Origin of the sequence: Streptomyces griseoflavus (assembly GCF_014649995.1) — a bacterium.
Taxonomy (GTDB): Bacteria; Actinomycetota; Actinomycetes; order Streptomycetales; family Streptomycetaceae; genus Streptomyces; species Streptomyces griseoflavus.
The window spans coordinates 77,209-100,520 of the sequence record NZ_BMUC01000010.1; the positions used below are offsets into that span (position 1 = coordinate 77,209).

A 23,312-nucleotide genomic window follows, 5' to 3' on the forward strand; every position below is an offset into this window, starting at 1 on the left:
GTCCGGGGAAGAAGCCGGGGGGTGGCTCGCGGGCGTCCGGTCAGGCCGCGTCGTAGACGTGGGCCCGGCCGCCCGCCCACCTCACCCAGGCGGGATCGTCCAGCAGCCGTTCGCCGTCGGGCAGTCCCGCACGCCGCAGGAACTCCACCACGTCGCGGTCGCAGAGCGCGAGGCCGACGATCTCACCGCGTACCGTCACCCGGCGTCCGCCCGAGCCGAGCGGCGGGTGCACCACGATCGGCGCCTTCCTCATCCTTCCAGCATCGGGGGGCGGCCTCCGGTATGCATCCCGGCACCGCATGTCACCCGACTGCCCCGCCGGACGAGCGATCCGGGAACGCGCCGTGCTCGTATGGAAGCGGCCTCCATGCCTACCCGGAGGGAGCTGGGAATGCACGAGATGTGGTGCGGTGCAGACACTTCGGGGGAGCCGGTGTGGCATGTCCTCACTCCGGACAAGACCTCGACCCTGTGCGGAGTGGACAAGGAGGAGGAGTCGCCGCGACGTGACACCACGGACCGGCACTGCCTCTCCTGCATGCAGTCGTTCCAGGCCGTCGTGGCGTCCCACTGAGGGGCCCACGGCGTGCCGGTGCGGCACCGGACCGGCTCGCCGCCCGGTACGGAGTGCCCCGGTCCGGCCGGCCGTGAAGGCCGGCCGGACCGCTCAGTGACAGGGACGCCCGTCCCCGGGGTCCGCCGGCCGGCGGGTCCGCGTGCGGCAGAAGCAGGACGCCTCGATCGGGACGTCCGCCAGCGCGGCCGCGTGCGTGAGCTGCCGGGCGACGATGCGGGCCTCGCCCGTCCTGCCGGTGCGCAGCAGGCACTCGTGGAACCCGTGCAGCGCCCAGACGTTGTTCGGGTGTTGCAGCGGCCGGGGCAGGGTGGCGTCCAGTCCCAGGTCCGCGCGGTAGACGGCCTCGGCCTCGGCGACGCGGCCCTGCTCCAGCAGCAGCGCCCCGTAGGCGTGCCGGGTGGGCTGCATCCAGCCCCAGGGCTCGTCGTAGGGCAGGTTGTCGTCCAGTTCGACGGAGCGTTCCAGCGCGGCGAACGCGGTGTCGTACTCGCCCTTGCGGTAGGCGAGTTCGCCGTCCAGCATGGCCGACGCGACGGCGAGGATGTCGTGGCAGGTGTTGTTGAAGAGCATCCGGGTCCCGGGGACGCGGCCCACGGCGGCGCGGAAGTTCTCTCGTTCGGCCTCGGCCCGGTCGGTGGCGCCGGTCGCGGAGAGGGCCACGCCCCGGGCGTAGTGCAGCATGGCGGTGGTCACGCAGTACAGCTCCGGGTCGTCGGGGAACGGCAGCGCCAGGATGTCCTCCCAGCGGCCGAAGCGGATCAGGACGTGGACACGCATCGCCAGGAACCCCTCGAGCCAGTCGGCCATCGGCGGGCTCTGCACCCGGAGCAGCTTCTCCGGGACGGCCTCCTCGAGCCGGGCCGCGGCGTCCAGGGCCACCTTCGACTGACCGGCGAACATGGCGCCGTAGATTCTGAAGTGATGGTTGTGGGCGCGGTAGAGCGTGTAGAAGTTCATGGCGCCGGCCCGCCGGAGGTACTTGTCGTCGGCGGCGATGGCCAGGGTGTTGTCCGAGACGACCCGGCGGTAGTCGCCGCACAGGACTTCCAGGTGTGAGGGCATGTGGCGCAGGTGCCCGGCGTCGGGCACGGCTCCGCGCAGCCGGTCGGCGACGGTGAGGGCCGCTTCCGGCGTGGGGGACATCTCCATCAGGTGGATGTACAGGTGCAGGACGCCCGGATGCCGGGAGCCGGCGTCGGTGGAGAGCGCGCCGTCGAGGACGGCCTTGGCCTCCAGGGTGCGGGCGCCGTCGGCCGGGCGCCCGGTCCCGAGGTCCCACAGCCGCCAGGGGGTGAGGTTCATCAGGGCGTCGGCGCACAGGGTGGCCACGTCGAGGTCGCCGGGGGCGCTCTCGTACACGGCGAGCATCCGGTCGGCGTACGGCTCGTTCCACACCGAGCAGTCGTCGGTGGGCCGCGCCTGGGGGTAGCGGGCGCGCAGGGCTTCGACGAGTGCCCGTTCGACGGGGGTGGCGCGGGCGGCCTTCTCGTGCGCGCGTTCCACCGCCCGGTGGGTGCGTTCGACGGTGTGGGCGAGTTCCTCGCCGTCGAACGCTTCCCAGGGCTTGTTGTAGTTGGGGCCGAGGGCGTAGGCGATGCCCCAGTGGGCCATGGCGCAGTCCGGGTCGGCGTCGGCGGCCTTCTCGAAACAGGCGACCGCCTCCTCGTGGTTGAAGCCGTACGTCCACATCAGCCCGCGGTCGAACCAGAGTTGGGCGTCGGCGGAGGACGTCGTCACGGGCCGGCCGTAGGGGCCGAGGTCGTAGTAGTCGTCCATGGGTGCCTGCCTCCCGGGGAAGCGGATGGGCCGGCCGCTGCCGCGCCGGCGGCGAAACGTCCCGTGGGACGAAACCGACGATAGCGGGGCACAAGCGCTCGCGCAGGCGCCGGCGCGGATCCGGGCGCCGTGGGCTCGGGCGCTCAGGCGTTCACGAGGAGCTGCGGGGACAGCACCTTGATCATCGTGTTGGTCCAGCGCATCTGGCGCAGGGTCTGCGGGTGGCAGGAGGTGACCAGCTCCAGGAGGTCCCGGTCCCGGGTGGCCTGTGCCGCCTGGGCGAGCATCTCCCAGTGCAGGGAGCTGCGTACGGCGGCCAGGTGCAGGTCCCGCAGGTCGTGCAGGAGGAGCAGACCGGCCTGGGGGCGGCGTCCGAGGGCCTGCGAGGCCTTCTCCCGCAGCGCGGCGAGCGCGCCGGGAGAGGGGTGCTCGCGGGGTCCGGACAGGTCGAGGCCGCGGTCGCGGCCGAGGGCGGCGAGCCGGGTGGTGTGTTCCCTGGACCAGCGGGCGACGTCGGTGGCGACATGGTGGAACTCGTGTTCGACGCGATGGCGTTCCGCGGCGGCGAGCAGGTCCTGTTCCAGGTCGCGTTCGTCGTCGTGCAGGGTGCGCAGGGTGAGGTCGACGCCGTTCATGCCGTGCTCCCCGTGCGGTCGGTGCCGTCCGTTCCGGTGCCGCGGCGGGAGACCAGCGTCATGCGGGCAGCGGAGGTCTTGAACAAGGGTTGTTTGGACAGGGGGTCCCAGTCGGTGACGGTCGTCTCGTTGACGGCCCGGCCGGGGCGGTCACCGGGCGGCCGGTGTCCCTCCGGCGTGTCCCAGTAGCCGTAGTGGAACGGGACGAACACCACGCCGTCGCGGATCGCGGTGGTCCGCAGCCGGGCCCGCATCGCCCCGCGCGGGGTGGTGACCTGGACGAGGTCGCCGTCGGCGAGCCCCTGCGCGGCGGCCTCCGCCGGGGAGATCTCCGCCCACACGTCGGGGGCGGCGGCGTCGAGCTCGGGCACGCGGCCGGTCTTGGTGCGGGTGTGGAAGTGGTACACCGTACGGCCGGTGATCAGCTGGAGGGGGTACTCGGGCGAACTGTCCTCGTGGGGCGGCAGGTACTCGGCGGCCTTGATCACGGCCTTTCCGTCCGGGTTGAGGGAGCGGTACTCGACCGGGGTGACCGTCGCGCCGGTCACCATGTCCTTGCCGTAGCTCTCGCAGCGGTCGGGGTGGGCGTGGGTGAAGCCGTCGGTGTAGAGGCGGGCCGTGCCGTCGGGGGCGTCCTCGGTGCAGGGCCACTGGATGCCGCTGCCGTGCCGCAGCTTGTCGTAGCTGAGGCCGGTGTAGTCACAGGGGCGGCCGGCGCTGCACCGCTGCCAGGCGGCGAACGCGCCCTCGGCGTCGCGCCAGCCGATCAGCGGACCGCCGTCCTTGTCACGGAAGTCCATACGGGCGGCGAAGTCGAGGAGGATGTCGAGGTCGGGCCGGGCCTCGCCGGGCGGTTCGACGGCCTTCTCCGACAGGTGCACGGTGCGGTCGGTGTTGGTGAAGGTGCCGGTCTTCTCGCCCCAGGTCGCGGCCGGCAGGACGACGTCGGCGAGCTGGGCGGTCTCGGTGAGGAACAGGTCCTGCACCACCACGAACAGCCGCTCTTGGGCGAGGATCGAGCGGATCCTGGCCAGTTCGGGCAGGGAGACGGCCGGGTTGGTGCCGGTGATCCACAGCATGCCGAGCGAGCCCTGCTCGGCGTAGCGGAAGATCTGCATCGCGTGGGTGGGCGGACCGTAGTGCGGGATGGCGTCCGGCTCCACGTTCCAGAGTGCGGCGAGCTCGGCCACGTGCTGGTCGTTCTGCCAGTTGCGGAAACCCGGCAGGTCGCCGTCGGCTCCGCATTCCCGGGTGTTCTCGGCCGTGGGCTGGCCGTTCATCTGGAGCAGCCCGCAGCCGGGGCGGCCCAGCATCCCCCGGATGAGATGCAGGTTGTTGACCTGGACGGCGGCGGAGGACGCCTGGTGGGACTGGTAGACGCCCTGCAGGACGGTGGACAGCAGCCGCCGGGCCCCGCCGAGGAGCTCCGCCGCCCGTTCGATCTGCGCGGCGGGGACGTCACAGATCGCCGCGGCCCACCGGGGGGTGCACGGTTCGACGCGGGAGGCGAGCTCGTCGAAGCCGACGGTGTGCGCGTCGATGTAGGCGCGGTCGGTGCGGCCGGTGCGGATGATCTCGTGCAGCAGGGCGTTGAGCAGCGCCACGTTGGTGCCGGGGCGGGGCGCCAGGTGCACCTCGGCGCGCTGGGCCACGGGCGTGTACCGGGGGTCGACGCACAGCAGCCGGGGCGGGTCGGAGCCCTCCAGGCGGTCCAGGATCCGCATCCACAGCACGGTCTGGGTCTCCGCGACGTTGTGTCCGAACAGGGCGATGGTGTCGGCGTGGTCGACGTCCTCGTAGGAGCCGGGCTGGCCGTCGGAGCCGAAGGTCTCCTTGAGGGCTTCGGCGGCCGTCGCCGTGCACAGCCGGGTGTTGCCGTCGAGGTGGTTGGTGCGGATGCCGGCGTGGGCGAGGACGGCGAGGGTGTAGTACTCCTCCAGGAAGAGCTGGCCGGAGGTGTAGAAGCCGACGGCCCCGGGGCCCCGTTCGTCCAGCAGGCTCCTGGTGCGGGAGGTGACGCGGTCCATGGCGGTGTCCCAGTCGGACTCCACCAGGTGTCCGTTCTCCCGGACGAGGGGCCGGGTGAGGCGGTCCGGTGAGTGGTTGGCCTGCCACCCGTAGAGGTCCTTGGGGCCGAGCCGGCCGCGGTTGACGCGGTCGACCGCGCGGCCGCGGACGCCCACGATGCGGCCGTCGCGCACCGCGATGTCCAGCGCGTCGCCGTTGGAGTGCAGGATCGAGGCGGAGCGCACCCATCGCTCCACGTCCTCCTCCCCGACCCCGTCCGCCAGATGCATGTCGGTGCGGGCCGGCCACGGGGCGCCGGGCGCGTAAGGGGTGCGTGCGCCCCAGGGGTCGGCGATCCGCTCCGGCGTGCTGTCCAAGGTCCGGCCTCCCACGGGTGACGACGTCGACCCCCGCGGGTACCCCTTCCCCGCACCGCCAGACCCTCACGCAACGTCACCGAACAAGCACCTTACGCAGTAATGGATGCCGTCGTCCGCCATTCCTTCGAGCGCTTTCGCCGACGGACTGGCAGCGGCCGCGCGGCGCTCCCTAGGATGTATTCCCTGTCCAGCCAGCCCAGTTGGCGCGGTACTCCGCAGGGGGAACGATGCACACCGGTAAGCAGCTGTCCACCGAGATCGACGCGACGGTGCCGACGGCCGCGCGCATGTACGACTACTACCTGGGCGGCAAGGACAACTACGCCGCGGACCGCGCGGCCGTCGAGGAACTGGACAAGGTGGTGCCCAGCACCCGCCGGCTCGCCCTCAACAACCGGCGCTTCCTCCAGCGGGTGGTGCGCACCCTCACCCAGGAGTACGGCATCCGCCAGTACCTGGACCACGGTTCCGGTCTGCCCACCCAGGACAACGTCCACCAGGTCGCCCAGCGCATCGATCCCAGCACCCACGTGGTCTACACCGACAACGACCCGATGGTGCTGGTGCACGGCCGGGCGCTGCTGGAGCAGGACGAGCGCACCGTGGTCATCCAGGCCGACATGCGGGACACCGACGGGATACTCGGCCACCCGGAGACCCAGCGCCTGATCGACTTCTCGGAGCCGGTCTGCGTCCTGTTCAACTCGGTCTTCCACTGCATTCCGGACAGCGACACCGACGGACCTCTCGCCGTGGCCCGCCGGGTCCGTGAGCGCCTGGCCCCCGGCAGCTTCATGGTGATGTGCCAGCTGGTGAGCGAGGACCCGGAGGTCCGCGAGTTCGTCACCGACTTCATGGATCAGGCGACCCAGGGGCACTGGGGCCGGGTGCGTGAGCCGAAGGACGTCGAGACCTACTTCGAGGGTCTGGAGATACTGGATCCGGGTCTGGTGGAGGTGTCCACCTGGCGTCCGGACACCGAGGTGGCGCCCCGTCAGCTCACCAAGGAGTGGATCGAGTTCGGTGGAGTGGGCCGGCTCCCGCTGTAGCGCCCCCGGCAGCACCGGCGTCCCGGCCGGTGCTGCCGACCCGCCGCCGTTCAGGTGGTGGCGTAGCGTTCCCTGATCGTCCTGCGCAGCAGTGCCACCGAGTCGCGGGGCTGGAGGGCCTCGTCGGCGAGACGGTCCAGCGCGATCCGGTACTCCTCGGTCTCGTCGCGGTCCTCGAGGAAGTTGGCGCTCCTGATGTGCTCCAGGTAGACCACGTCGGGCAGATCGAGCCCGCCGAAGCGCAGATAGGTGACCGGGATCGCGGGGGCGGACGCGTTGGTCACGTCCAGCGGCACGATCTGCAGCGTCACATTGGACCGCTCGGCCATCGTCACCAGGTGCTCGAGCTGCTCCCGCATCACCGCGGGTGAGCCCAGCACGCGCCACAGGACCGACTCGTCGATGATGGCCCACAGCTGCGGCGCCGCCTCGCGCCGCAGCAGTTCGGCGCGCCGCATGCGCAGTTCCACCCGCCGGCGCACCTCGCCGGCCGGAGCGTTGGGCAGGCCCCGCTCGACCACGGCGCGCGTGTAGGCGGCGGTCTGCAGCAGTCCGGGGACGTACTGGATCTCGAAGGTGCGGATGGTCGCGGCGGCTTCCTGCAGACCGACCAGCCGGTCGAACCACTCGGGCATCAGCCGCTTGTCGTACCGCTGCCACCAGCCCGGTTCCCCGGCCCGCTTGAGCAGTTTGAGCAGCACCGAGGCCTCGTAGTCGTCGGTGCCGTACAGCTTCAGCAGCGCCCGGACGTCCTGCTCGGTGGGCGGGCGGCGGCCCTTGCCCGACTCGATGCGGGACAGCTTCGCCCCACTGAAACCGACGGTGCGCGCCGCCTGGTCCTGGGACAGCCCGGCGTCCTCCCGGAAGCCCGACAGCTGCACGCCGACCAGCATCTTCAGCAGGGTCGGGGCGGGCTCGGCCCGGTCCAGATAGGGTTCCAGGCGGGAGATTCGAGGCGACGCGGCGGACATCCTGACTCCCAGCAGACCGGGCACAAGGGCGATTCACACTATCGCATCTGACAGTGCCTCACCGCATCGGCGCGGGACAAGCCCCGCGGAAGTGGGTGGGCCGGCTCCGTTCCCCCCGGTGCCGCGCCGGCGGCCCGCGCCGCCCGTCCGGGCCGGTCAGACGAGGTGGTCGAACTCGCCGTCCTTGGCGCCGGCCAGGAAGGCCGCCAGCTCCGCGGCGGTGTAGACGAGGGCGGGGCCGTCGGGGTCACGGGAGTTGCGCATCGCGACGTCCCCGCCGGCCAGGGGGGCCATCTCGACGCAGTTGCCCTCGGCGTTGCTGTGCCGGCTCTTGATCCAGCGAACGTCCAACTGGCTGGCCCGCACTCCGTTGCGCACTCCTGGCACCGCTGTCTCCTTGCTGTCCACGTCCCACCGCGCCCGGCTTCCCTCCGTGCGTGGCGAAAAATCTCGCGCAATTTCTCGTGCAATTGCACGCGACCGCTGTCAGCGTGGATAATAGCCGCGGCGTCAACCCCCGTGTGGGCGCCCCGTCCTGACGTCGCATCGAGGAGATGCCGTGTCATCACCTGCGCTTCCCGTGCTCCGGCGACCACCGGCCCCGACGGTGGAACCGGCGGGCGGCTCCGGCACGGCCCCGCCCTTCCCCCACACCCCGCTCCCGGCGGTGCGGCGCGGGCAATCCCGTCCGGCGCCGGGGACGGTCCGCGCGGCGGCCGCCACGCCGGTGACGACCGAGCCCGCCGCCGGTGCCACGACCCGTACGGCACCGCGGTGCGCGGGTGTGCCGGACGTGCGGCCGGTGTTCCGGCCGGGACCGGCGCGCGTACCGCTCACCGTCCCCGACGGCCACCCGCCCGTCCCGGCGCCCGGTGCCGCTCTCCAGGAGCACGGCCCAGGGCCGGGCACCGTCGACGCCCTGTCCGAGGCGTGGGGCCGGACCCCCACCGTCCCGGCCGGGAAGACGGCGCGGGCCCGGTCGTCGGCCCACCCCCCCATCTGACACGACTGCCGCGGAAAGGCACCCACGCCATGCGCAGCGCTTCGACACAGCCGGGCAGCGAGCGCCCGGTGCGCCACACGTCCCCCACCGGCGTGGCACGGACCACGCCCCTCACGGCGGTGTCCCGCGTGCCGTGGGCCGACATGCAGGACTCCACCGGATCGGCGGCCGCCATCCCCCTGCTGCTCAACGGCATCGCCTGGGGAGACCCCGCCACCGCCCTGGCAGCCCTGGAGGATCTGCGGAAGCGGATCTGCCAGTACGGCTTCGTCACGGAACAGGCGACCGCGGCCACGGTCCCCTTCCTCTGGGAGCTGGCCCAGCTGCCCCACGTCACCTGCCGGGCCCGGATCATCCAGCTCCTGAAGGCGATCGCCGACGCCCGGCAGTGGGAGAGCACGGCCGCCCTGTACCCGAAGCTGCTCAGCCGCCGGGAGAACCCCGTGGTGTGGGAACGGGCCGCCCGCCAGGCGGTGCGCGCCCGGCGCGGCGACCTGAACCGGCTGCTGACCGAACCGGACACCGAGATCGCCCGGGCGACCACGGAACTGGCCCGGGCGCTGGCCGACTGAAGCCATGGGCCGCCCCGCCGACGGCGGCCCCGCCGGGAGCGCGCGCGACCTTCGGGGGACGAGTCGCGCGCCGGGGGGAGGGTCGCGCGCGGCCGAGGGGGAAGGCCGCGCGCGACCCGCGAAGCCCCACGGCGACCCGCGAAGCCCCACGGCGACCCGCCGCTCGGGTGGGGGCGCCCCTCGCCTCACGTGGCCCGGCAGTGTAGACATGGCACATGGTCCGACTCATGGGTCGATCCCGGACCCGGTCGCCCCAGCGGCCCGGCGCCGCGGCGTCGGCGCGGCGCCGGCAGCGGAGGGGCGGCCGCGCCCGGTGGCGTCCGGTGGCGGGGCTGCGGTCGGTGCTGAGCGGGCGCAGCGTCGCCGGACAGGTGTTCGTACTGCACCTGGTGATCGTGCTGCTGCTCGTGGTGGCCGCCGTGGTGGCCCTGGTGCTCCAGGTGCAGCGGGACAGCACGCAGGAGGCCCGCAACCGTTCGCTCGCCGTCGCGGAGACCTTCGCCAGCGCGCCGGGCGTGGTCGAGGCGCTCCGGTCCCCCGACCCCACGGCCGTGCTCCAGCCCCGCGCCGAGGCGGCCCGCAAGCTGGCGGACGTCGACTTCGTCGTCGTGATGAACACCGACGGCATCCGCTACACCCACCCCAAGCCGGACCGCATCGGCAAGCGGTTCGTGGGCACCATCGAGCCCGCGCTCGCCGGCGAACCGGTCGTGGAGGAGGTCAACGGCACCATCGGGGAGCTGGTGCAGGCCGTGGTGCCGGTCAAGGACACCGACGGCACGGTGGTGGGCCTGGTGTCGGCGGGCATCACGACCGAGAACGTCGGCGGGGCCGCGGAGGACCAGCTGCCGCTCGTGCTGGGCGCGGCGCTCGCCGCGCTCGCCCTGGCCATCGGGGGCGCGGCCCTGGTCAGCAGACGGCTGCTGCGCCAGACCCACGGCCTGGGCCCGCACGAGATGACCCGGATGTACGAACACCACGACGCGGTGCTGCACGCGGTGCGCGAAGGGGTGATCATCGTCGACGGCGACGGCACCCTGATGCTCGCCAACGACGAGGCGCACCGGCTGTTCGACCTGCCCGAGGACGCCGAGGGCCGGCATGTGCTGGACATCGGCCTGGATCCGGCCACCGCCGACCTGCTGTCGTCGGGCAGGGTGGCCACGGACGAGGTGCACCGGGTGGGCGGCCGGCTGCTCGCGCTGAACCAGCGGCCCACCGATCGCACGGGCGGCCCGCCGGGAAGCGTCGCCACGGTCCGTGACTCCACCGAACTGCGGGCCCTGTCCGGCCGGGCCGAGGCCTCGCGCGAGCGGCTCGACATGCTGTACCAGGCCGGAGTGGGGATCGGGACCAGTCTGGACGTCACCCGCACGGCCGAGGAGCTCGCCGAGCTGGCCGTGCCGCGGTTCGCCGACTTCGTCACGGTGGACCTGTTCGAGCAGGTGCTGGACGGCGGCCACCCGGACGCGGCCGGGGCGCTGCGGCGCACGGCCGTGACGGGGATCGCCGAGGACGCGCCGCTGTACCCGAAGGACGAGAAGATCCGGTTCGTCGCGTCCTCCCCGCAGGGCCGGAGCCTCACCACCGGCCGGGCGGTCCTGGAGCCCCGGCTGGGCGAGGCGCCGGGCTGGCAGGCCCAGGACGTGGAGCGTTCCGGACAGGTCGTGGACTACGGCATCCATTCGCTGATCACCGTGCCGTTGCGGGCCGGCGCGCTGATGCTGGGCGTGGTCAGCTTCTGGCGCTCGGGGAAGCCGGAGCCGTTCGACACCGAGGAGCTGGCGCTCGCGGAGGAGCTGGTGACCCGGGCGGCGGTGTCCATCGACAACGCCCGCCGCTACACGCGTGAGCACAGCATGGCGGTGACGCTCCAGCAGAGCCTGCTGCCGCGCAGCCTGCCCGAGCAGAGCGCCCTGGAGATCGCCTACCGCTACCTTCCGGCGCAGGCCGGGGTGGGCGGCGACTGGTTCGACGTCCTGCCGCTGTCCGGGGGGCGGGTCGCGCTGGTGGTCGGCGACGTCGTCGGGCACGGCCTGCACGCCGCGGCCACGATGGGGCGGCTGCGCACCGCCGTGCACAACTTCTCCGCCCTGGACCTGCCGCCGGACGAGCTGCTCGCCCTGCTCGACGAGATGGTCGGCCGCATCGACCAGGACGAGGCACAGGACGAGCACAGCGCGCCGGTGACCGGGGCCACCTGTCTGTACGCGGTGTACGACCCCGTCTCGCGGCGCTGCTCCGTGGCCCGCGCGGGCCATCCCCCGCCGGCCGTGGTCCGGCCGGACGGCAGCGTGGAGTTCGCGGACGTGCCCGCCGGACCCCCGCTGGGGCTCGGCGGTCTGCCGTTCGACGCGGCCGATCTGGAACTGCCGGAGGGCAGCCGGCTGGTCCTCTACACCGACGGTCTGGTCGAGGACCGGGAGCACGACATCGACGTCGGCCTGGAGCAGCTGCGGGAGGCGCTGTCCCGGGCCGGAGACTCCCCCGAGGACACCTGCAGGACCGTTCTGGAGTCCCGGCGTCCGGCCCGGGCCGGGGACGACATCGCGCTCATCGTGGCGCGGACGCGGGCGCTGCCGTCCGACCGGATCGCCGAGTGGCCGGTGCCGTCGGATCCGGCGGCCGTCGGCGAGGTGCGGGCCGCGGTCACCCGGAAGCTGGCCGAGTGGGGGCTGGAGGAGCTGACGTTCGGCACGGAGCTGATCCTGAGCGAGCTCGTCACCAACGCGCTCCGCTACGGCGGCACCCCGATCCAGGTGCGCATGCTGTACGACCGCAATCTGATCTGCGAGGTGTACGACAGCAGCAGCACCTCGCCCCACCTGCGCTACGCGACCATGACGGACGAGGGCGGGCGGGGGCTGTTCCTCGTCGCCCAGCTCGCCGAACGCTGGGGCACCCGCTACCTCCCCGCCGGGAAGGTCATCTGGGCGGAGCAGCCCCTCCCCTGACACATAAGGGGACCCGGGGAGTAGCCATAAGGGACGCTTATGAGCCCATAGACCGGACCCGCGTACCAGGTTAGGCATGCCTTAACTTAGGCTTTCCCACGAGACGCTTGTCATCGCTCGAAGGGAACCTGACCATGCCCCGCCCCCTGCGGGTAGCCATCGTCGGATCCGGCCCCGCCGGGATCTACGCCGCCGACGCCCTGCTCAAGTCCGACGTGGCCGCCGAACCGGGCGTGTCCATCGACATCTTCGAGCGGATGCCCGCGCCGTTCGGTCTGATCCGGTACGGCGTCGCGCCCGACCACCCGCGGATCAAGGGCATCATCACGGCCCTCCACCAGGTGCTCGACAAGCCGCAGATCCGTCTGTTCGGCAACGTGGACTACGGCACCGACCTCCACCTCGACGACCTGCGCACGTTCTACGACGGCGTGATCTTCGCCACGGGCGCCACCGCCGACCGCGCGCTGCCGATCCCCGGCATCGACCTCGACGGCTCCTACGGCGCGGCCGACTTCGTGTCCTGGTACGACGGCCACCCCGACGTCCCGCGCACCTGGCCGCTGGAGGCCGAGAAGGTCGCCGTGCTCGGTGTCGGCAACGTCGCCCTCGACATCGCCCGGGTCCTCGCCAAGACGGCCGACGAGCTGCTGCCGACGGAGATCCCGGCCAACGTGTACGAGGGCCTGAAGCGGAACAAGGCCATGGAGGTGCACGTGTTCGGGCGCCGTGGCCCGGCGCAGGCGAAGTTCAGCCCGATGGAGCTGCGGGAACTGGACCACTCCCCCAACATCGAGGTGATCGTCGACCCCGAGGACATCGACTACGACGAGGGCTCGATCGCCACCCGGCGCGGCAACAAGCAGGCCGACATGGTCGCCAAGACCCTGGAGAACTGGGCGATCCGGGACGTCGGCGAGCGTCCGCACAAGCTGTTCCTGCACTTCTTCGAGTCGCCGGTGGAGATCCTCGGCGAGGACGGGAAGGTCGTGGGCCTGCGCACCGAGCGCACCGAGCTCGACGGCACCGGCAACGTCAAGGGCACCGGCGCGTTCAAGGACTGGGACGTCGACGCGGTCTACCGGGCCGTCGGCTACCTCTCCGACAAGCTGCCCAAGCTGCCCTGGGACCTCGACTCCGGCACGGTCCCGGACCAGGGCGGCCGGGTGCTGCAGGAGACCGGCGAGCACCTGCCGTCGACGTACGTCACCGGCTGGATCCGGCGCGGTCCGGTGGGCCTGATCGGTCACACCAAGGGCGACGCCAACGAGACGGTGGCGAACCTGCTGGAGGACTACGCGGGCGGGCGGCTGCCGGCGCCCGGGGCGCCGGAGCCGGAGGCGGTGGACGCCTTCCTCGCCGAGCGCGGCATCCGTTTCACCACCTGGGACGGCTGGTACCGCCTGGACGCCGCGGAGAAGGCGCTGGGCGAGCCCCAGGGCCGCGCGCGCGTGAAGATCGTCGAGCGCGAGGACATGCTGCGGGAGAGCGGGGCGTAGCGTCCGACCGGCGAAGGAGGCGCCCGGCGCCGCGTGGCCCGGCCGAGCGGGGCGGGGCGGCGTCCGGCGGTCCTCCCCCGCTGCCCGCGGGGCCGGACGGCGCTTCCCGCCGGGTACCGCGTCTCCGGCCGTCGTTGCCCCGGCCGCCCGCACGGCGCGGCCACCTCCCCGAGCGCCCGTCCGGTCCACGACCGGGCGGGCGCTTCGTGCCGGTCACTCCGGCAGCAGCAGCCGGCCGGTCTCGCCCGGCTCGACCCGGACCGAACGCCGGTCCGGGAGGTGCACGTCGATCGGGGAGCGGCCGGAGGAAGGCACGGTGATCTCCAGCAGGCCGTGCTCCAGCCGCAGCCGCACGCCCCAGTGGCCGTGGTAGCGCAGGGTGAAGCCGTAGGAGGACAGCTCCGGCAGGGGTACCGGGTCGAGCCACAGGGCCCCGCCGCGGGTCTCCAGACCGGTCAGGCCGCGCTGCACCAGGTCGAGGGTGCCGGCCATGGCGCCGAGGTGGATGCCCTCTCCGGTGGTGCCGCCCTGGATGTCGGCGATGTCCGCCTGGAGGGCCTCCTGGCAGAACGTCCAGGCGTCCGCGCGGCGGGCCCGGGCCAGGACCCAGCCGTGGACCAGGCCGCTGAGGGTGGAACCGTGGCTGGTGCGGTGCAGGTAGTGGTCCACCGTGTGCCGCCAGGTCCGGTCGTCCAGGCTCAGGCCCAGCCGGTGGAAGACGCCCTGCAGTTCGGCGGGTGAGAAGAGGTAGCCGAGCATCAGCACGTCCGCCTGCTTGGAGGCCTGGTAGCGGTTGACGCTGTCGCCCTCGGCCTCCAGGATCCGGTCCAGGCGCCGGATGTCCCCGTACCGGCGCCGGTAGCCCCGCCAGTCGAGCTCGGCCAGTTCGCCGTAGCCCTCGAACTGGCTGATGACACCGTTGTGGAAGGGGACGTGGAGCATGCGGGAGACCTCCTCCCACTCCTCGAGCTCACCGGCGTCCAGTCCGGTCCGCTCGGCGAGTTCCCGGCGTCTGGGCTCGGGCAGGCCGCGCAGCACCTGGAGGGTGCGGGTCAGCACCCACGCGGCCGTGACGTTGGTGTACGCGTTGTCGTCCAGGCCGGGTCCCGGGGCGTCCGGGTAGGCGTCGTGGTACTCGTCGGGGCCGACCACCCCCTTGATGCGGTACCGGCCCATCCCCTCGTCGAACTCCGCCGTGTCCGCCCAGAACCGGGAGATCTGCAGCAGCGTCTCGGCGCCCTTGGTGTGCAGGAACTCCTGGTCGCCGCTGGCCTCGCAGTACTGCCACACGTTGTACGCGATGGCCGAGCCCACGTGGTGCTGGAGCCGGGAGTGGTCGGGCAGCCAGCGGCCCGAGCGGGGGTTGAGGTGCAGCTGCTGGGTCTCCTCCCGTCCGTCGCTGCCGCTCTGCCAGGGGAACATCGCGCCCCTGAGCCCCGCGTCGTGGGCCGCGGTGCGGGCGCGTTCCATGCGCCGGTGCCGGTAGTGCAGCAGCGCGCGCGAGACCTCGGGGAAGTGCAGGTTGAGGTACGGCAGGACGAACAGCTCGTCCCAGAAGACGTGCCCCCGGTAGGCCTCGCCGTGCAGTCCCCGTGCGGGGACCCCGACGTCCAGGTCGGCGGTGTGCGGGGAGAGGGTCTGCAGCACGTGGAAGAGGTGCAGCCGCAGGATGCGGCCCGCCTCGTCGGCCACGTCCAGCTCCGCCCGGCGCCACAGCTGTGCCCAGGCCGTCAGGTGCGGCTGAAGCAGCGCGTCGAAGTCGCCCGCCCGGCTCACCCGGTCGACGGCGGCGTGCAGCGGGTCGCTGATCGCCGGGTCGCGGGAGGTGTGGAGGGCGACGACCTTGTCGACGGTGACGGTGCGGCCGTCGGCCAGGTCCAGCCGGGTCGACTGGACGGCGCGCGGGCGGTCGTGCCGGGTGGCGACGGACGCGGGTGACGTGAACCGGGCGGCGAGCGCGATCCGCACGCTGGAGGTGCGGGTGCGACAGGACAGCCACACCCTGTCCGCGGCGGTCGTCCCGGTGAGCACGTCGGTCAGGTGACGGCCGTCCAGCGCCGCGTAGCGCGGCACGCCGGCGTTGGTCACACCCCCGTCGAGCGCCGCCTCCGCCTCCAGCGGGCCGGAGAACCCCTCGGCGGTGAACTCGGTGCGCAGTCCCGCGAGGTGGGGGTCCGCCATGTGGACGAACCGGAGCTGACGCACGAGCAGCGCCCGGCCCGCGCCGAGGCCGTAGCGCGTCCTGCGCTCCATCAGCCCGGAGGACAGGTGCATGGTCACCGCGTGGTCGAGCACCGTCGCCGTGTCGGGGGTCAGCCACCGCTCCCCGGGCAGCCGGAAGCGGAGCGGGAGCCAGTTGGGCAGGTTGACCATGTCCTCGTTCTCGACCTGCCGCCCGGCGACGTGGGAGGCGAGCCGGTTGTAGACACCGGCCGCGTACGTCCCCGGGTAGTGCACGTCGTCCGCGGAGCACTCCGCCAGCGCTCCCCGGGTGGCGAAGTAACCGTTGCCCAGGGTGCACAGCGACTCCCGCAGTCGCGCGCCGCCGGGGTCGTAGCCCTCGTACTCCCAGGTCCAGCCCGTCACCGCCACGCTCCTCCCGCCGCCGCGGAACCGGCCGCTGCGGCCGAAGGCCGTCCACGAGTACCCCCGCGGGGCGTGCGGCACACACCGGGCCCCCGGAGCGCGCTACGCGTCCCCCACCGGCACCCGCCACACCAGGGTGGTGCCCCCGCCCGGAGGGCCGGCGACGTCGAACGTGCCGCCGAGCCGCTCCGCCCGTTCGGCCATGTTGCGCAGCCCGCTGCGGCGGCCCCCGGCCGGGACGCCCACGCCGTTGTCCTCGACGGTGAGCCGCACCTCGCGCCCGTCGGTCTCCAGCGACACCTGGACCCGGTCGGCGCGGGCGTGCCGGGCGACGTTGGTCAGGGCCTCGGAGAGCACGGCCACCAGGTGGTCGGCGGCCTCCTTGGAGACATGGGTGTCGATCAGGCCCTCCATCCGCACGCTCGGAGGGAAGCCGAGCACCGGTACGGCCTCGCCGACCACCCGGACCACGCGGGCGCGCAGGCCGGGGCCGTCCAGTCCCTCTCCGGCGGGCGAGCGCAGACCGAAGATGGTCGACCTGATGATCTTGATGGTCTCGTCGAGGTCGTCCACGGCCCGCAGCACCCGCTCCGAGGCCTCCTTGTGGTCGATGAACCGGCCGGCGCTCTGCAGGGTCATGCCGGTGGCGAACAGCCGCTGGATGGCCAGGTCGTGCAGGTCGCGGGCGATGCGGTCGCGGTCCTCGAGCACGGCGATCTGCTCGGCGTCCCGGCGGCGCTCCGCCAGCTCCATCGCCACCGCGGCCTGGGCGGCGAACCCCTGCAGCGGTTCGATCTCCTTGTCGGTGAACGGGCTGCGGCCGGCGGCCCGCACCAGCAGGACGATGCCGCGCACGCTCGCGCCCGACCCGACGGGCACGGCGGCGGCCGGACCGAGTTCGTCGAGGCGCTGGGGGCCGGGAAAGACCCGGTCGTCGCTCGTGATGTCCGGGCTGGTGACCGGTGCGGCAGTGGTGAAGGCCCGGCCGAGCAGGCTGTCGTCGACGGGCACGACGAGTCCGCGGTGGGTGTCCGCGCCCTGTCCGATGGCCAGTTCCACAGTGAGCGAGTCGGTTCCGGCCATGGGCACCGCGACCACGGCGAGGGCGGCGCCGGTGATCTCCCGGGCGCGCTCGGCGATGAGCTGCAGGGCCGTGCCGCGCTCACTGCCGGACATCAGGCCGTGGGTGATCTCGGCGTTGGCCCGCAGCCAGCGCTCGCGCCGGCGGGACTCCTCGTAGAGGCGGGCGTTGTCGATGGCGACACCGGCCGCGACGGCGAGGGTGGACAGGACCGACTCGTCCTCCTCGTCGAACTGCGCCCCGCCCCTCTTCTCGGTCAGGTACAGGTTGCCGAAGACCTGGTCGCGGACGCGGATGGGGACACCGAGGAAGGTGTTCATCGGCGGGTGGTGCGGGGGGAACCCGTAGGAGCTGGGGTGGTCGGAGAGTTTCGGTACCCGCAGCGGCTCCGGGTGGCGGATCAGCTCTCCCAGGATGCCGTGGCCCTCGGGGTAGTGGCCGATGCGGGCGATCTCCTCCTCACCGACCCCCACGGTGTGGAAGGCGGACAGCCGCTTGCCGTCGGGGCCGATCACGCCCAGGGCGGCGTACCGCGCGTCGACCACCGCCGCGGCGGCCTCCACGATGCTGTGCAGCACCTGCTCCAGATCCAGCTCGCGGCCGACCGACAGGACGGCCTCCAGCAGGCTGTGCACCCGGTCGCGGGTGCCGCGGGCCGCGTCGATACGGGCCTGGAGCTCCTCCAGCAGTTCGTCCAGCCTCAGTTGCGGGAGCCGTACGCGGGCGTCCTCGTCCCGCTCGGAGCCTTCCACCCGTGCGCCTCCTGTCCCCATCGCCCGCGCACCGCCGCCGGTTGCCTCCCCACCGGCGTCCCGGTAACGGGCCAGTAAAGGTGACGGTACGGCATGTGCCGGACCGCGGGCCGGGCGGGAACCGCCGCCCGGGCTCGGGGGCCGACCGGCCCTCCCGCCCGGGCCCGCCCGGGGGCCGTTGGTCCCCTTCGGGCGGGACGACGGTCCCCCGTTGCCGCCGGAGCCCCCGTTACCCATGGGAACAGGTGTTCCTGATTGCTATACAGGTGCTGCCGCCGGTCCGGACCCGCGGTCCCACCTTCCCGTGACGTCCCGCCTTTGGGAGACCCCATGCTGTCCGAAGAGTCCGCCGCAGTGGTGCGGGCCACCCTGCCCGCCGTGGCCGGAGCCCTCGACGAGATCACCACGCGTTTCTACGGTGCGATGTTCCGTGACCGGCCCGAGCTCCTGGACGGCCTGTTCAACCGGGGCAACCAGGCCAGCGGGGCGCAGCGCCGGGCGCTCGCCGGCTCCATCGCCGGATTCGCCCAGGCACTGCTCGCCGACCCGGACAGCCGGCCGGACGCCCTGCTGGCCCGGATCGCCCACAAGCACGTCGCGGTCGGGATCACCGACGACCAGTACACGATCGTGCACAAGTACCTGTTCGGCGCGATCGCGGAGGTGCTCGGCGACGCGGTGACCGCGGACGTGGCGGCCGCCTGGGACGAGGTGTACTGGCTGATGGCGGGCGCGCTCATCGCACGGGAGGCCCGGCTGTACCAGGAGGCCGGAGTGGAGCCGGGCGACATCTGGCGGCCGTGGACGGTCGTGGAGCGGCACGAGGAGACGGACGACGTGGTGTCGTTCCTGCTGCGTCCGGCCGACGGCGGACCGGCCCCGCGGGCCCGGGCGGGCCAGTACGTCAGCGTGCGGATGCGCATGCCGGACGGTGTGCGGCAGCTGCGCCAGTACAGTCTCTCGTCCGACCCCGGTGGCGAGCTGCGCCGCATCACCGTCAAGCGGGTCGCGGGAGCGGAGGGCGCCCCCGACGGCGAGGTGTCCAACCTGCTGTTCGAGCGGATCGGCACGGGGGACGAGCTCAGCCTGTCCGTGCCGGCCGGCGATGTCGCCCTCGACGAGGCGGACACCCCGCTGGTCCTGGTGTCGGCCGGCATCGGCTGCACCCCGATGCTGGGCATGCTCGCCCGGCTGGAGGCCACCGGTTCGGCCCGGCGGGTGCTCGTCCTGCACGCCGACGGCTCGCCGGCCGAGCACGCCCTGCGGGCCGAGACCCGCGACGCGGTGGAGGCTCTGCCCGACGCGGAGGCGGTGTTCTGGTACGAGCGTCCCGGTGCCGAGGAGCCGGACGCCCGCGGTGGTCTGATGAGTCTCGAGGGGATCGACGTCCCGGCGGACGCCACGGTGTACCTGTGCGGTCCGCTGCCGTTCATGCGTGCCGTGCGCGGCGAACTGCTGGCCGCCGGTGTGCCCGCCCGGTCCGTCCACTACGAGGTGTTCGGTCCCGACCTCTGGCTGCCCGAGGCCGCCTGAACCGTCCGGGCCGGGGCCGCGCGCCCGAGCGGGGTGCGCGGCCCCGGCCCGGATCAGACCTCCAGTTCCGCCTCGATGCGGCGCAACTGGTGCCGTGCCATGGCGAGGTTGGCCCGGGCCCCGTCGAGCACCAGGTACAGGAAGAGGCCGTTGCCGCCGCGCCCCTTGAGCAGGCGGATCAGGTGGTACTGGCTGTTCAGGGTGATGAGGATGTCCTCGATCTCCTCGTTGAGCCCGAGGTGTTCCATGGTGCGCAGCTTGGACCGTACGACGTCGGTGTTGCCGGCGGCGGCGACCTCCAGGTTGAAGTCCTTGCCGCCGCCGAGCGTGCCGAGGGCCATGCCGCTGGTGTAGTCGACGAGCGCGGCGGCCGTCGCTCCGTCGATGGAGGCGAGGCACTCCTTGAGCGAGGTCTCGGTGTTGGCCATGAGTGGTGTCCTTTCCTGCAGGGTTTGAGCGGTTCGGGGCCGGCCGCCGGGTGGTGCGCGGGCGTCCGGCCGGGGAAGGGGTGGTTCCGGGTCAGCCGCCGGGCTGGGTCCGGGGCCGGTGTGCGGGCAGTTGCGGGGTCCGCACCGGGAGGGTGCCGATGGGGCGGTCGGGGTCCTGGGGGCGCGCGGGCAGTTCCCGGGGCGCGAGCCGGTCGGCGTGCCTCCCCCCGCCCGGGCCGATGTGGGTCTCGACCAGTTCCGCGATCCGGGCCCCGCTGCGCCGTCCCTCCAGGTGCAGCCGGCCGACGTTGACCCGGTCGTCGGCGAGCAGGGTGAGGACGGCGGTGGTGCCGGCCGCGTAGGTCGCGATGTAGCCCTGACTGCCGCGGACCAGGAGTTCGCGGAAGTCGCCCCGTGCGGCGGCGTCCGTCATGCGGTGCGCGACGCCGAGCGCGGCGGCGGTGAGCGCGGCCAGCCCCTCCGGTTCGGTGCCGGGGACGTCGTGGGCCAGGACGAGTCCGTCGACGGTGGCCGCGAGGGTGCCCGCCAGTCGGGGTACGCGGGTGCGGAGCCGACGCAGTTCGTCCAGCACGTCGGTCTCGACGGCCATGAGCAGTCTCCTTTCGGCACGCTGCCGGCGCGCGCGGATCACAGTGCCTCCAAGGCGTCCAGGAGCCGTCTCAGCAGCGCTGTGTCGGGCTCGTCCCACGCCGCACCGTCCGTCTCGGGGACGGAGTGGACGGGCGTGGCGGGCGGGGGTGGCGCGGGCGTGACCAGCCCGTCGGCGGCCAGGCGGCGTAGTTCGACGAGGGTGTGGAAGGTACGGCAGGCGAGGGCCGAGGCGATCTGCGCGGCGGTGCGGCCGCCGTCGACCAGGGCGAGGGTGCGGCCGCGGCGGGGTGGCAGTTCGGCGGGATCGGCGCCGGCCGCGCGGCGGAGCGGCGCGGTGTCGACGGCCGGGTCGGGCCAGATGCGGTGCAGCAGGTCGCGGCGGCGGCGCGACTCGCGCAGCACCGTCGCCACCGGTACGGGGCGGACCGCGCCGAGCCAGTGGGCGACCCCGGGGCGGAAGCGGAGCGCGGTGCCGTCATGGGCGAGCGCGAAGTACGCGGCGTCGAACAGGGCGCCCAGGTGGCACAGTTCCAGGGCGCCGGTGCTGAGCCGCCCGCTGTCCACCAGCTGGCGGCCGACGCGGTGCAGGGCGCCCGCCCGCTGGACGGCCTCCCACCAGCCGGCCGGGGCGACGGCGCCGCTGCGGGTGAGCAGGTCGCCGAGATCGGGGCTGTGGGCGGACTCGACGTGCACGACGTGTCCCGCCGCGAGGTAGAAGATGCCGGAGTGCGTGGAGAGGGCACCGGTGGCGTGGTCGGCGGCGAGGGTGCCGAGCAGGTCGGGGGCGGATCCGTCGGTGCAGGGCGCTGTGGTCATCCGAGCACCAGCCGGTCCGCCATGTCGGCGAGTCTGATGCGGGCCAGGGCGAGGTTGCCGTCGGCGCGGTCGAGCCACAGGTAGAGGAACACCGTGCTGTCGAACGTCGTGACGACGAATCTCAGCAGGTGGTAGGAGTCGGCGCTGGTGAGGATCAGGTCCTCGGCGGGGCGGTCCTTCCCGGCGGAGCCGGCACCGTCGACGGCCGGTGCGAGCGTGCTGCTCTCCATGGCCTGGCGGGCGAGTTCGGCGGTCTCCGCGGCCGTGGCCTCCGCGTCGCCGCCCGGCGCCTCGCCCACCGCGCCCAGGGCGAGCCCGCTGATCCAGTCGACCACCAGGGCACCGCGCGCCCCGGGCAGTCGCATGGCTTCCAGCAGGCTCTCGTCGATTCCGGGCACGCCGGATCCCCCTCCTCGCACGGCTGTACCGCGAACGTGACGTCGACGCTACGGTGTGTGCTCGGCCGAGGTGAGGGCTTCGGTGTTTTCCGGGGGAATATGCGACAGGGGTGACGGGCCGCTGGTAGGGTCCGCGCTTCCGCTTCGCCGGCGCGGGCCGTCCCGACCGGCGCCGGCGCGGGCGGGACCGGCCCCGGTGCGGATGGCGGGCCGGTCCCGCCCGCCGGGTCATTGTGGTGAGGCCCGCACCGCCGGGACCACGGGTGAGGCGGGGTCATCAGGTGTGCGTCGCACACACCCCGCGCGCGACACGCCGGAGTTCTCCCCCCACATGCGGGCCGTCCGGGGCGGGTAGGCGCAGGCCTGGACCGCCGCCCGGCGGAACCCCGCGTCACTTCGCCGGCCGCCGGCGACGATACTGGCAGGAGCACGTGCCCCCGCTCACCACTGGACCCATGCCGACCTCTCCCACACCCCCCGCCGCCGTCCCTCCCACGGTCTGGCTGGCCCGCGGCCGCCACACCGGTGGCCGGGCGGAGGAAACGCTCCGGCGCGCCCTGCTCCGCCTCAAGGAGAGCCGGGACATCGACGACTTCCTCGAGGTCCCGGCCACCGACACCACTGACGACCGGGTGTTCGAGTCCCGGACCCGGGTGGCCGGTGAGGTCACCGTGCGCGCCCGGCTGAGCCTCGCCCCCGGCACGGCCGAGGGACGGGACTGGATCCTGGTCGCGGAGGCGGAGCGGCCCTGGGAGCAGGGCTGGCCGTCCCCGGCCGGCATGTTCTGGCAGCCGGAGCAGGACACCGAGTGGCACCGGGACGCGTCGACGGGACTGCGCCCTGGGGAGATCAATCCGCTCCCGGAGGACGACAAGGCCGTACGACGGCTGCTGCGCGACTGCGCCCGCGACCCGTGGCACGTCCATGTCGTCGTGCACGAGGCGATGACCACGGACGAACGCGGCCGGGTGCCGCTGGCGCACTGGCTGCCCCCCGGACTGCGGCACCGGGTCGTGGAACACCGGGCCACCCCGCAGCAGTTCCGGGTGGCGAACTGGGCGCTGCGGGAGCACGGGGTGCAGGTTCCCCGCGGGGGCGCCGTGGTGCTGCCGGGTGCCCCGGTCCGCGAGGGCTACGACGCCGACGCCTTCGCCGTGCGGGCGGTGTTCCTGGACGGTACGGAACCGGCCGGCCTGGTGGACGCGGTGAACCGCTTCGACGCGCTGCCGCGCACGCTGCCGGACGGTGCGCGGGAGGCGCTGACCGCGCTGCGGGAGGACTGGCACCTGCTGACCCTCGCGGAGGAACTCGAGCGTGAGCGCGCGCTGGTGGCCATGTACGCGGAGGCCCTCGAGGCGATGACGAAGTCCCGGGACCTGTACCGGGAGGCGGCCGAACGCGCCCACGAGGCTCTGGCCGCGTACCAGGACGCGGCCTTGGCGTCTCCTTCCACCGGGAAGCCGCCGTCGCCCCGTACGGCCCCCTCCTCCCCGCTCCAGCACCTGACCCGCACGCTGGAGCGCCTGAAGGGCGGGGCCGCCAAACCCCGCCGCCCCGGGGAGCCGGCGCCGGAACGGGAGCCGTCGACGTCCGATCTCTGAGGTCCGCCTCCCCGGTGCGGCGCCGCACGCACCGGGGCTGCCCCGAGGGCCGCTCCCCCGCCGGTCGGCGTCCGGCTGGGGA

At 73.4% G+C, this 23,312-nt stretch carries 19 protein-coding genes; 7 read left to right on the forward strand and 12 right to left on the reverse strand.

Annotation, left to right across the window (positions count from 1 at the left end):
• Positions 1 to 40: 40 nt before the first annotated feature.
• Positions 41 to 253: a hypothetical protein gene (locus IE172_RS21340; RefSeq protein WP_190098878.1), complete on the reverse strand. Its 213-nt coding sequence runs from the start codon at positions 251 to 253 to the stop codon at positions 41 to 43.
• 138 nt (positions 254 to 391) lie between these two features.
• Between IE172_RS21340 and IE172_RS21345 the strand changes: the two genes are divergently transcribed.
• The gene (locus IE172_RS21345) at positions 392 to 574 is read left to right on the forward strand and encodes a hypothetical protein (protein WP_229886245.1); all 183 of its coding nucleotides are present in this window, start codon (positions 392 to 394) and stop codon (positions 572 to 574) included.
• Positions 575 to 667: 93 nt separating this feature from the next.
• On the opposite strand, the gene IE172_RS21350 is transcribed toward IE172_RS21345, so the two are convergent.
• The 3 genes from IE172_RS21350 to IE172_RS21360 all read right to left on the reverse strand — a co-directional run bounded on the left by IE172_RS21350 (position 668) and on the right by IE172_RS21360 (position 5,372).
• Entirely contained in the window at positions 668 to 2,353 is a 1,686-nt protein-coding gene (locus IE172_RS21350) for a tetratricopeptide repeat protein (protein WP_190098880.1), read from the reverse strand.
• Between the two features lie 143 nt (positions 2,354 to 2,496).
• Positions 2,497 to 2,988, reverse strand: a complete 492-nt coding sequence (locus tag IE172_RS21355) for a hypothetical protein (RefSeq protein ID WP_190098881.1) — start codon at positions 2,986 to 2,988, stop codon at positions 2,497 to 2,499.
• Positions 2,985 to 5,372 carry a molybdopterin oxidoreductase family protein gene (locus IE172_RS21360; RefSeq protein WP_190098882.1) on the reverse strand — a complete coding sequence of 796 codons (2,388 nt, stop codon included), beginning with the start codon at positions 5,370 to 5,372 and terminating at the stop codon, positions 2,985 to 2,987. The genes IE172_RS21355 and IE172_RS21360 overlap by 4 nt, the downstream gene beginning before the upstream one ends.
• A 230-nt stretch (positions 5,373 to 5,602) precedes the next feature.
• On the opposite strand from IE172_RS21360, the gene IE172_RS21365 reads away from it, so the two are divergent.
• Complete coding sequence (locus IE172_RS21365; RefSeq protein WP_190098883.1) at positions 5,603 to 6,424, forward strand: SAM-dependent methyltransferase; 822 nt, start codon at positions 5,603 to 5,605, stop codon at positions 6,422 to 6,424.
• A 50-nt stretch (positions 6,425 to 6,474) separates the two neighbouring features.
• On the opposite strand, the gene IE172_RS21370 is transcribed toward IE172_RS21365, so the two are convergent.
• On the reverse strand, positions 6,475 to 7,395 hold the full coding sequence (locus IE172_RS21370) for a helix-turn-helix domain-containing protein (RefSeq protein WP_190098884.1): 921 nt from the start codon (positions 7,393 to 7,395) through the stop codon (positions 6,475 to 6,477).
• A 156-nt stretch (positions 7,396 to 7,551) separates the two neighbouring features.
• Entirely contained in the window at positions 7,552 to 7,782 is a 231-nt protein-coding gene (locus IE172_RS21375) for a DUF397 domain-containing protein (RefSeq protein ID WP_190098885.1), read from the reverse strand.
• 645 nt (positions 7,783 to 8,427) lie between these two features.
• Here IE172_RS21375 and IE172_RS21380 point away from each other — a divergent pair.
• From IE172_RS21380 to IE172_RS21390, 3 genes are all read left to right on the forward strand, one after another.
• Positions 8,428 to 8,970, forward strand: a complete 543-nt coding sequence (locus tag IE172_RS21380; RefSeq protein WP_190098886.1) for a hypothetical protein — start codon at positions 8,428 to 8,430, stop codon at positions 8,968 to 8,970.
• A 215-nt stretch (positions 8,971 to 9,185) separates the two neighbouring features.
• Entirely contained in the window at positions 9,186 to 11,924 is a 2,739-nt protein-coding gene (locus tag IE172_RS21385; RefSeq protein WP_190098887.1) for a SpoIIE family protein phosphatase, read from the forward strand.
• Between the two features lie 134 nt (positions 11,925 to 12,058).
• Entirely contained in the window at positions 12,059 to 13,423 is a 1,365-nt protein-coding gene (locus tag IE172_RS21390) for an FAD-dependent oxidoreductase (protein WP_190098888.1), read from the forward strand.
• A 213-nt stretch (positions 13,424 to 13,636) separates the two neighbouring features.
• Here IE172_RS21390 and IE172_RS21395 read toward each other — a convergent pair whose 3' ends face one another.
• Together IE172_RS21395 and IE172_RS21400 are read right to left on the reverse strand one after the other, a co-directional pair.
• Positions 13,637 to 16,009, reverse strand: a complete 2,373-nt coding sequence (locus IE172_RS21395) for a glycoside hydrolase family 65 protein (protein WP_190098889.1) — start codon at positions 16,007 to 16,009, stop codon at positions 13,637 to 13,639.
• Positions 16,010 to 16,111: 102 nt separating this feature from the next.
• The gene (locus IE172_RS21400) at positions 16,112 to 17,863 is read right to left on the reverse strand and encodes a sensor histidine kinase (protein ID WP_306432801.1); all 1,752 of its coding nucleotides are present in this window, start codon (positions 17,861 to 17,863) and stop codon (positions 16,112 to 16,114) included.
• A gap of 309 nt (positions 17,864 to 18,172) precedes the next feature.
• Between IE172_RS21400 and IE172_RS21405 the strand changes: the two genes are divergently transcribed.
• Positions 18,173 to 19,375: a globin domain-containing protein gene (locus IE172_RS21405; protein ID WP_190098891.1), complete on the forward strand. Its 1,203-nt coding sequence runs from the start codon at positions 18,173 to 18,175 to the stop codon at positions 19,373 to 19,375.
• Positions 19,376 to 19,428: 53 nt separating this feature from the next.
• On the opposite strand, the gene IE172_RS21410 is transcribed toward IE172_RS21405, so the two are convergent.
• From IE172_RS21410 to IE172_RS21425, 4 genes are all read right to left on the reverse strand, one after another.
• Positions 19,429 to 19,803 carry a roadblock/LC7 domain-containing protein gene (locus tag IE172_RS21410; protein WP_190098892.1) on the reverse strand — a complete coding sequence of 125 codons (375 nt, stop codon included), beginning with the start codon at positions 19,801 to 19,803 and terminating at the stop codon, positions 19,429 to 19,431.
• A gap of 91 nt (positions 19,804 to 19,894) precedes the next feature.
• Positions 19,895 to 20,413, reverse strand: coding sequence for a roadblock/LC7 domain-containing protein (locus IE172_RS21415; RefSeq protein WP_190098893.1), 519 nt, complete (start codon positions 20,411 to 20,413; stop codon positions 19,895 to 19,897).
• 38 nt (positions 20,414 to 20,451) lie between these two features.
• Positions 20,452 to 21,231 carry a hypothetical protein gene (locus IE172_RS21420; protein ID WP_190098894.1) on the reverse strand — a complete coding sequence of 260 codons (780 nt, stop codon included), beginning with the start codon at positions 21,229 to 21,231 and terminating at the stop codon, positions 20,452 to 20,454.
• On the reverse strand, positions 21,228 to 21,629 hold the full coding sequence (locus IE172_RS21425; protein WP_190098895.1) for a hypothetical protein: 402 nt from the start codon (positions 21,627 to 21,629) through the stop codon (positions 21,228 to 21,230). Before IE172_RS21425 ends, IE172_RS21420 begins: the two co-directional genes overlap by 4 nt.
• 455 nt (positions 21,630 to 22,084) lie before the next feature.
• Between IE172_RS21425 and IE172_RS21430 the strand changes: the two genes are divergently transcribed.
• Entirely contained in the window at positions 22,085 to 23,230 is a 1,146-nt protein-coding gene (locus IE172_RS21430) for a hypothetical protein (protein ID WP_190098896.1), read from the forward strand.
• Positions 23,231 to 23,312 lie beyond the last annotated feature (82 nt).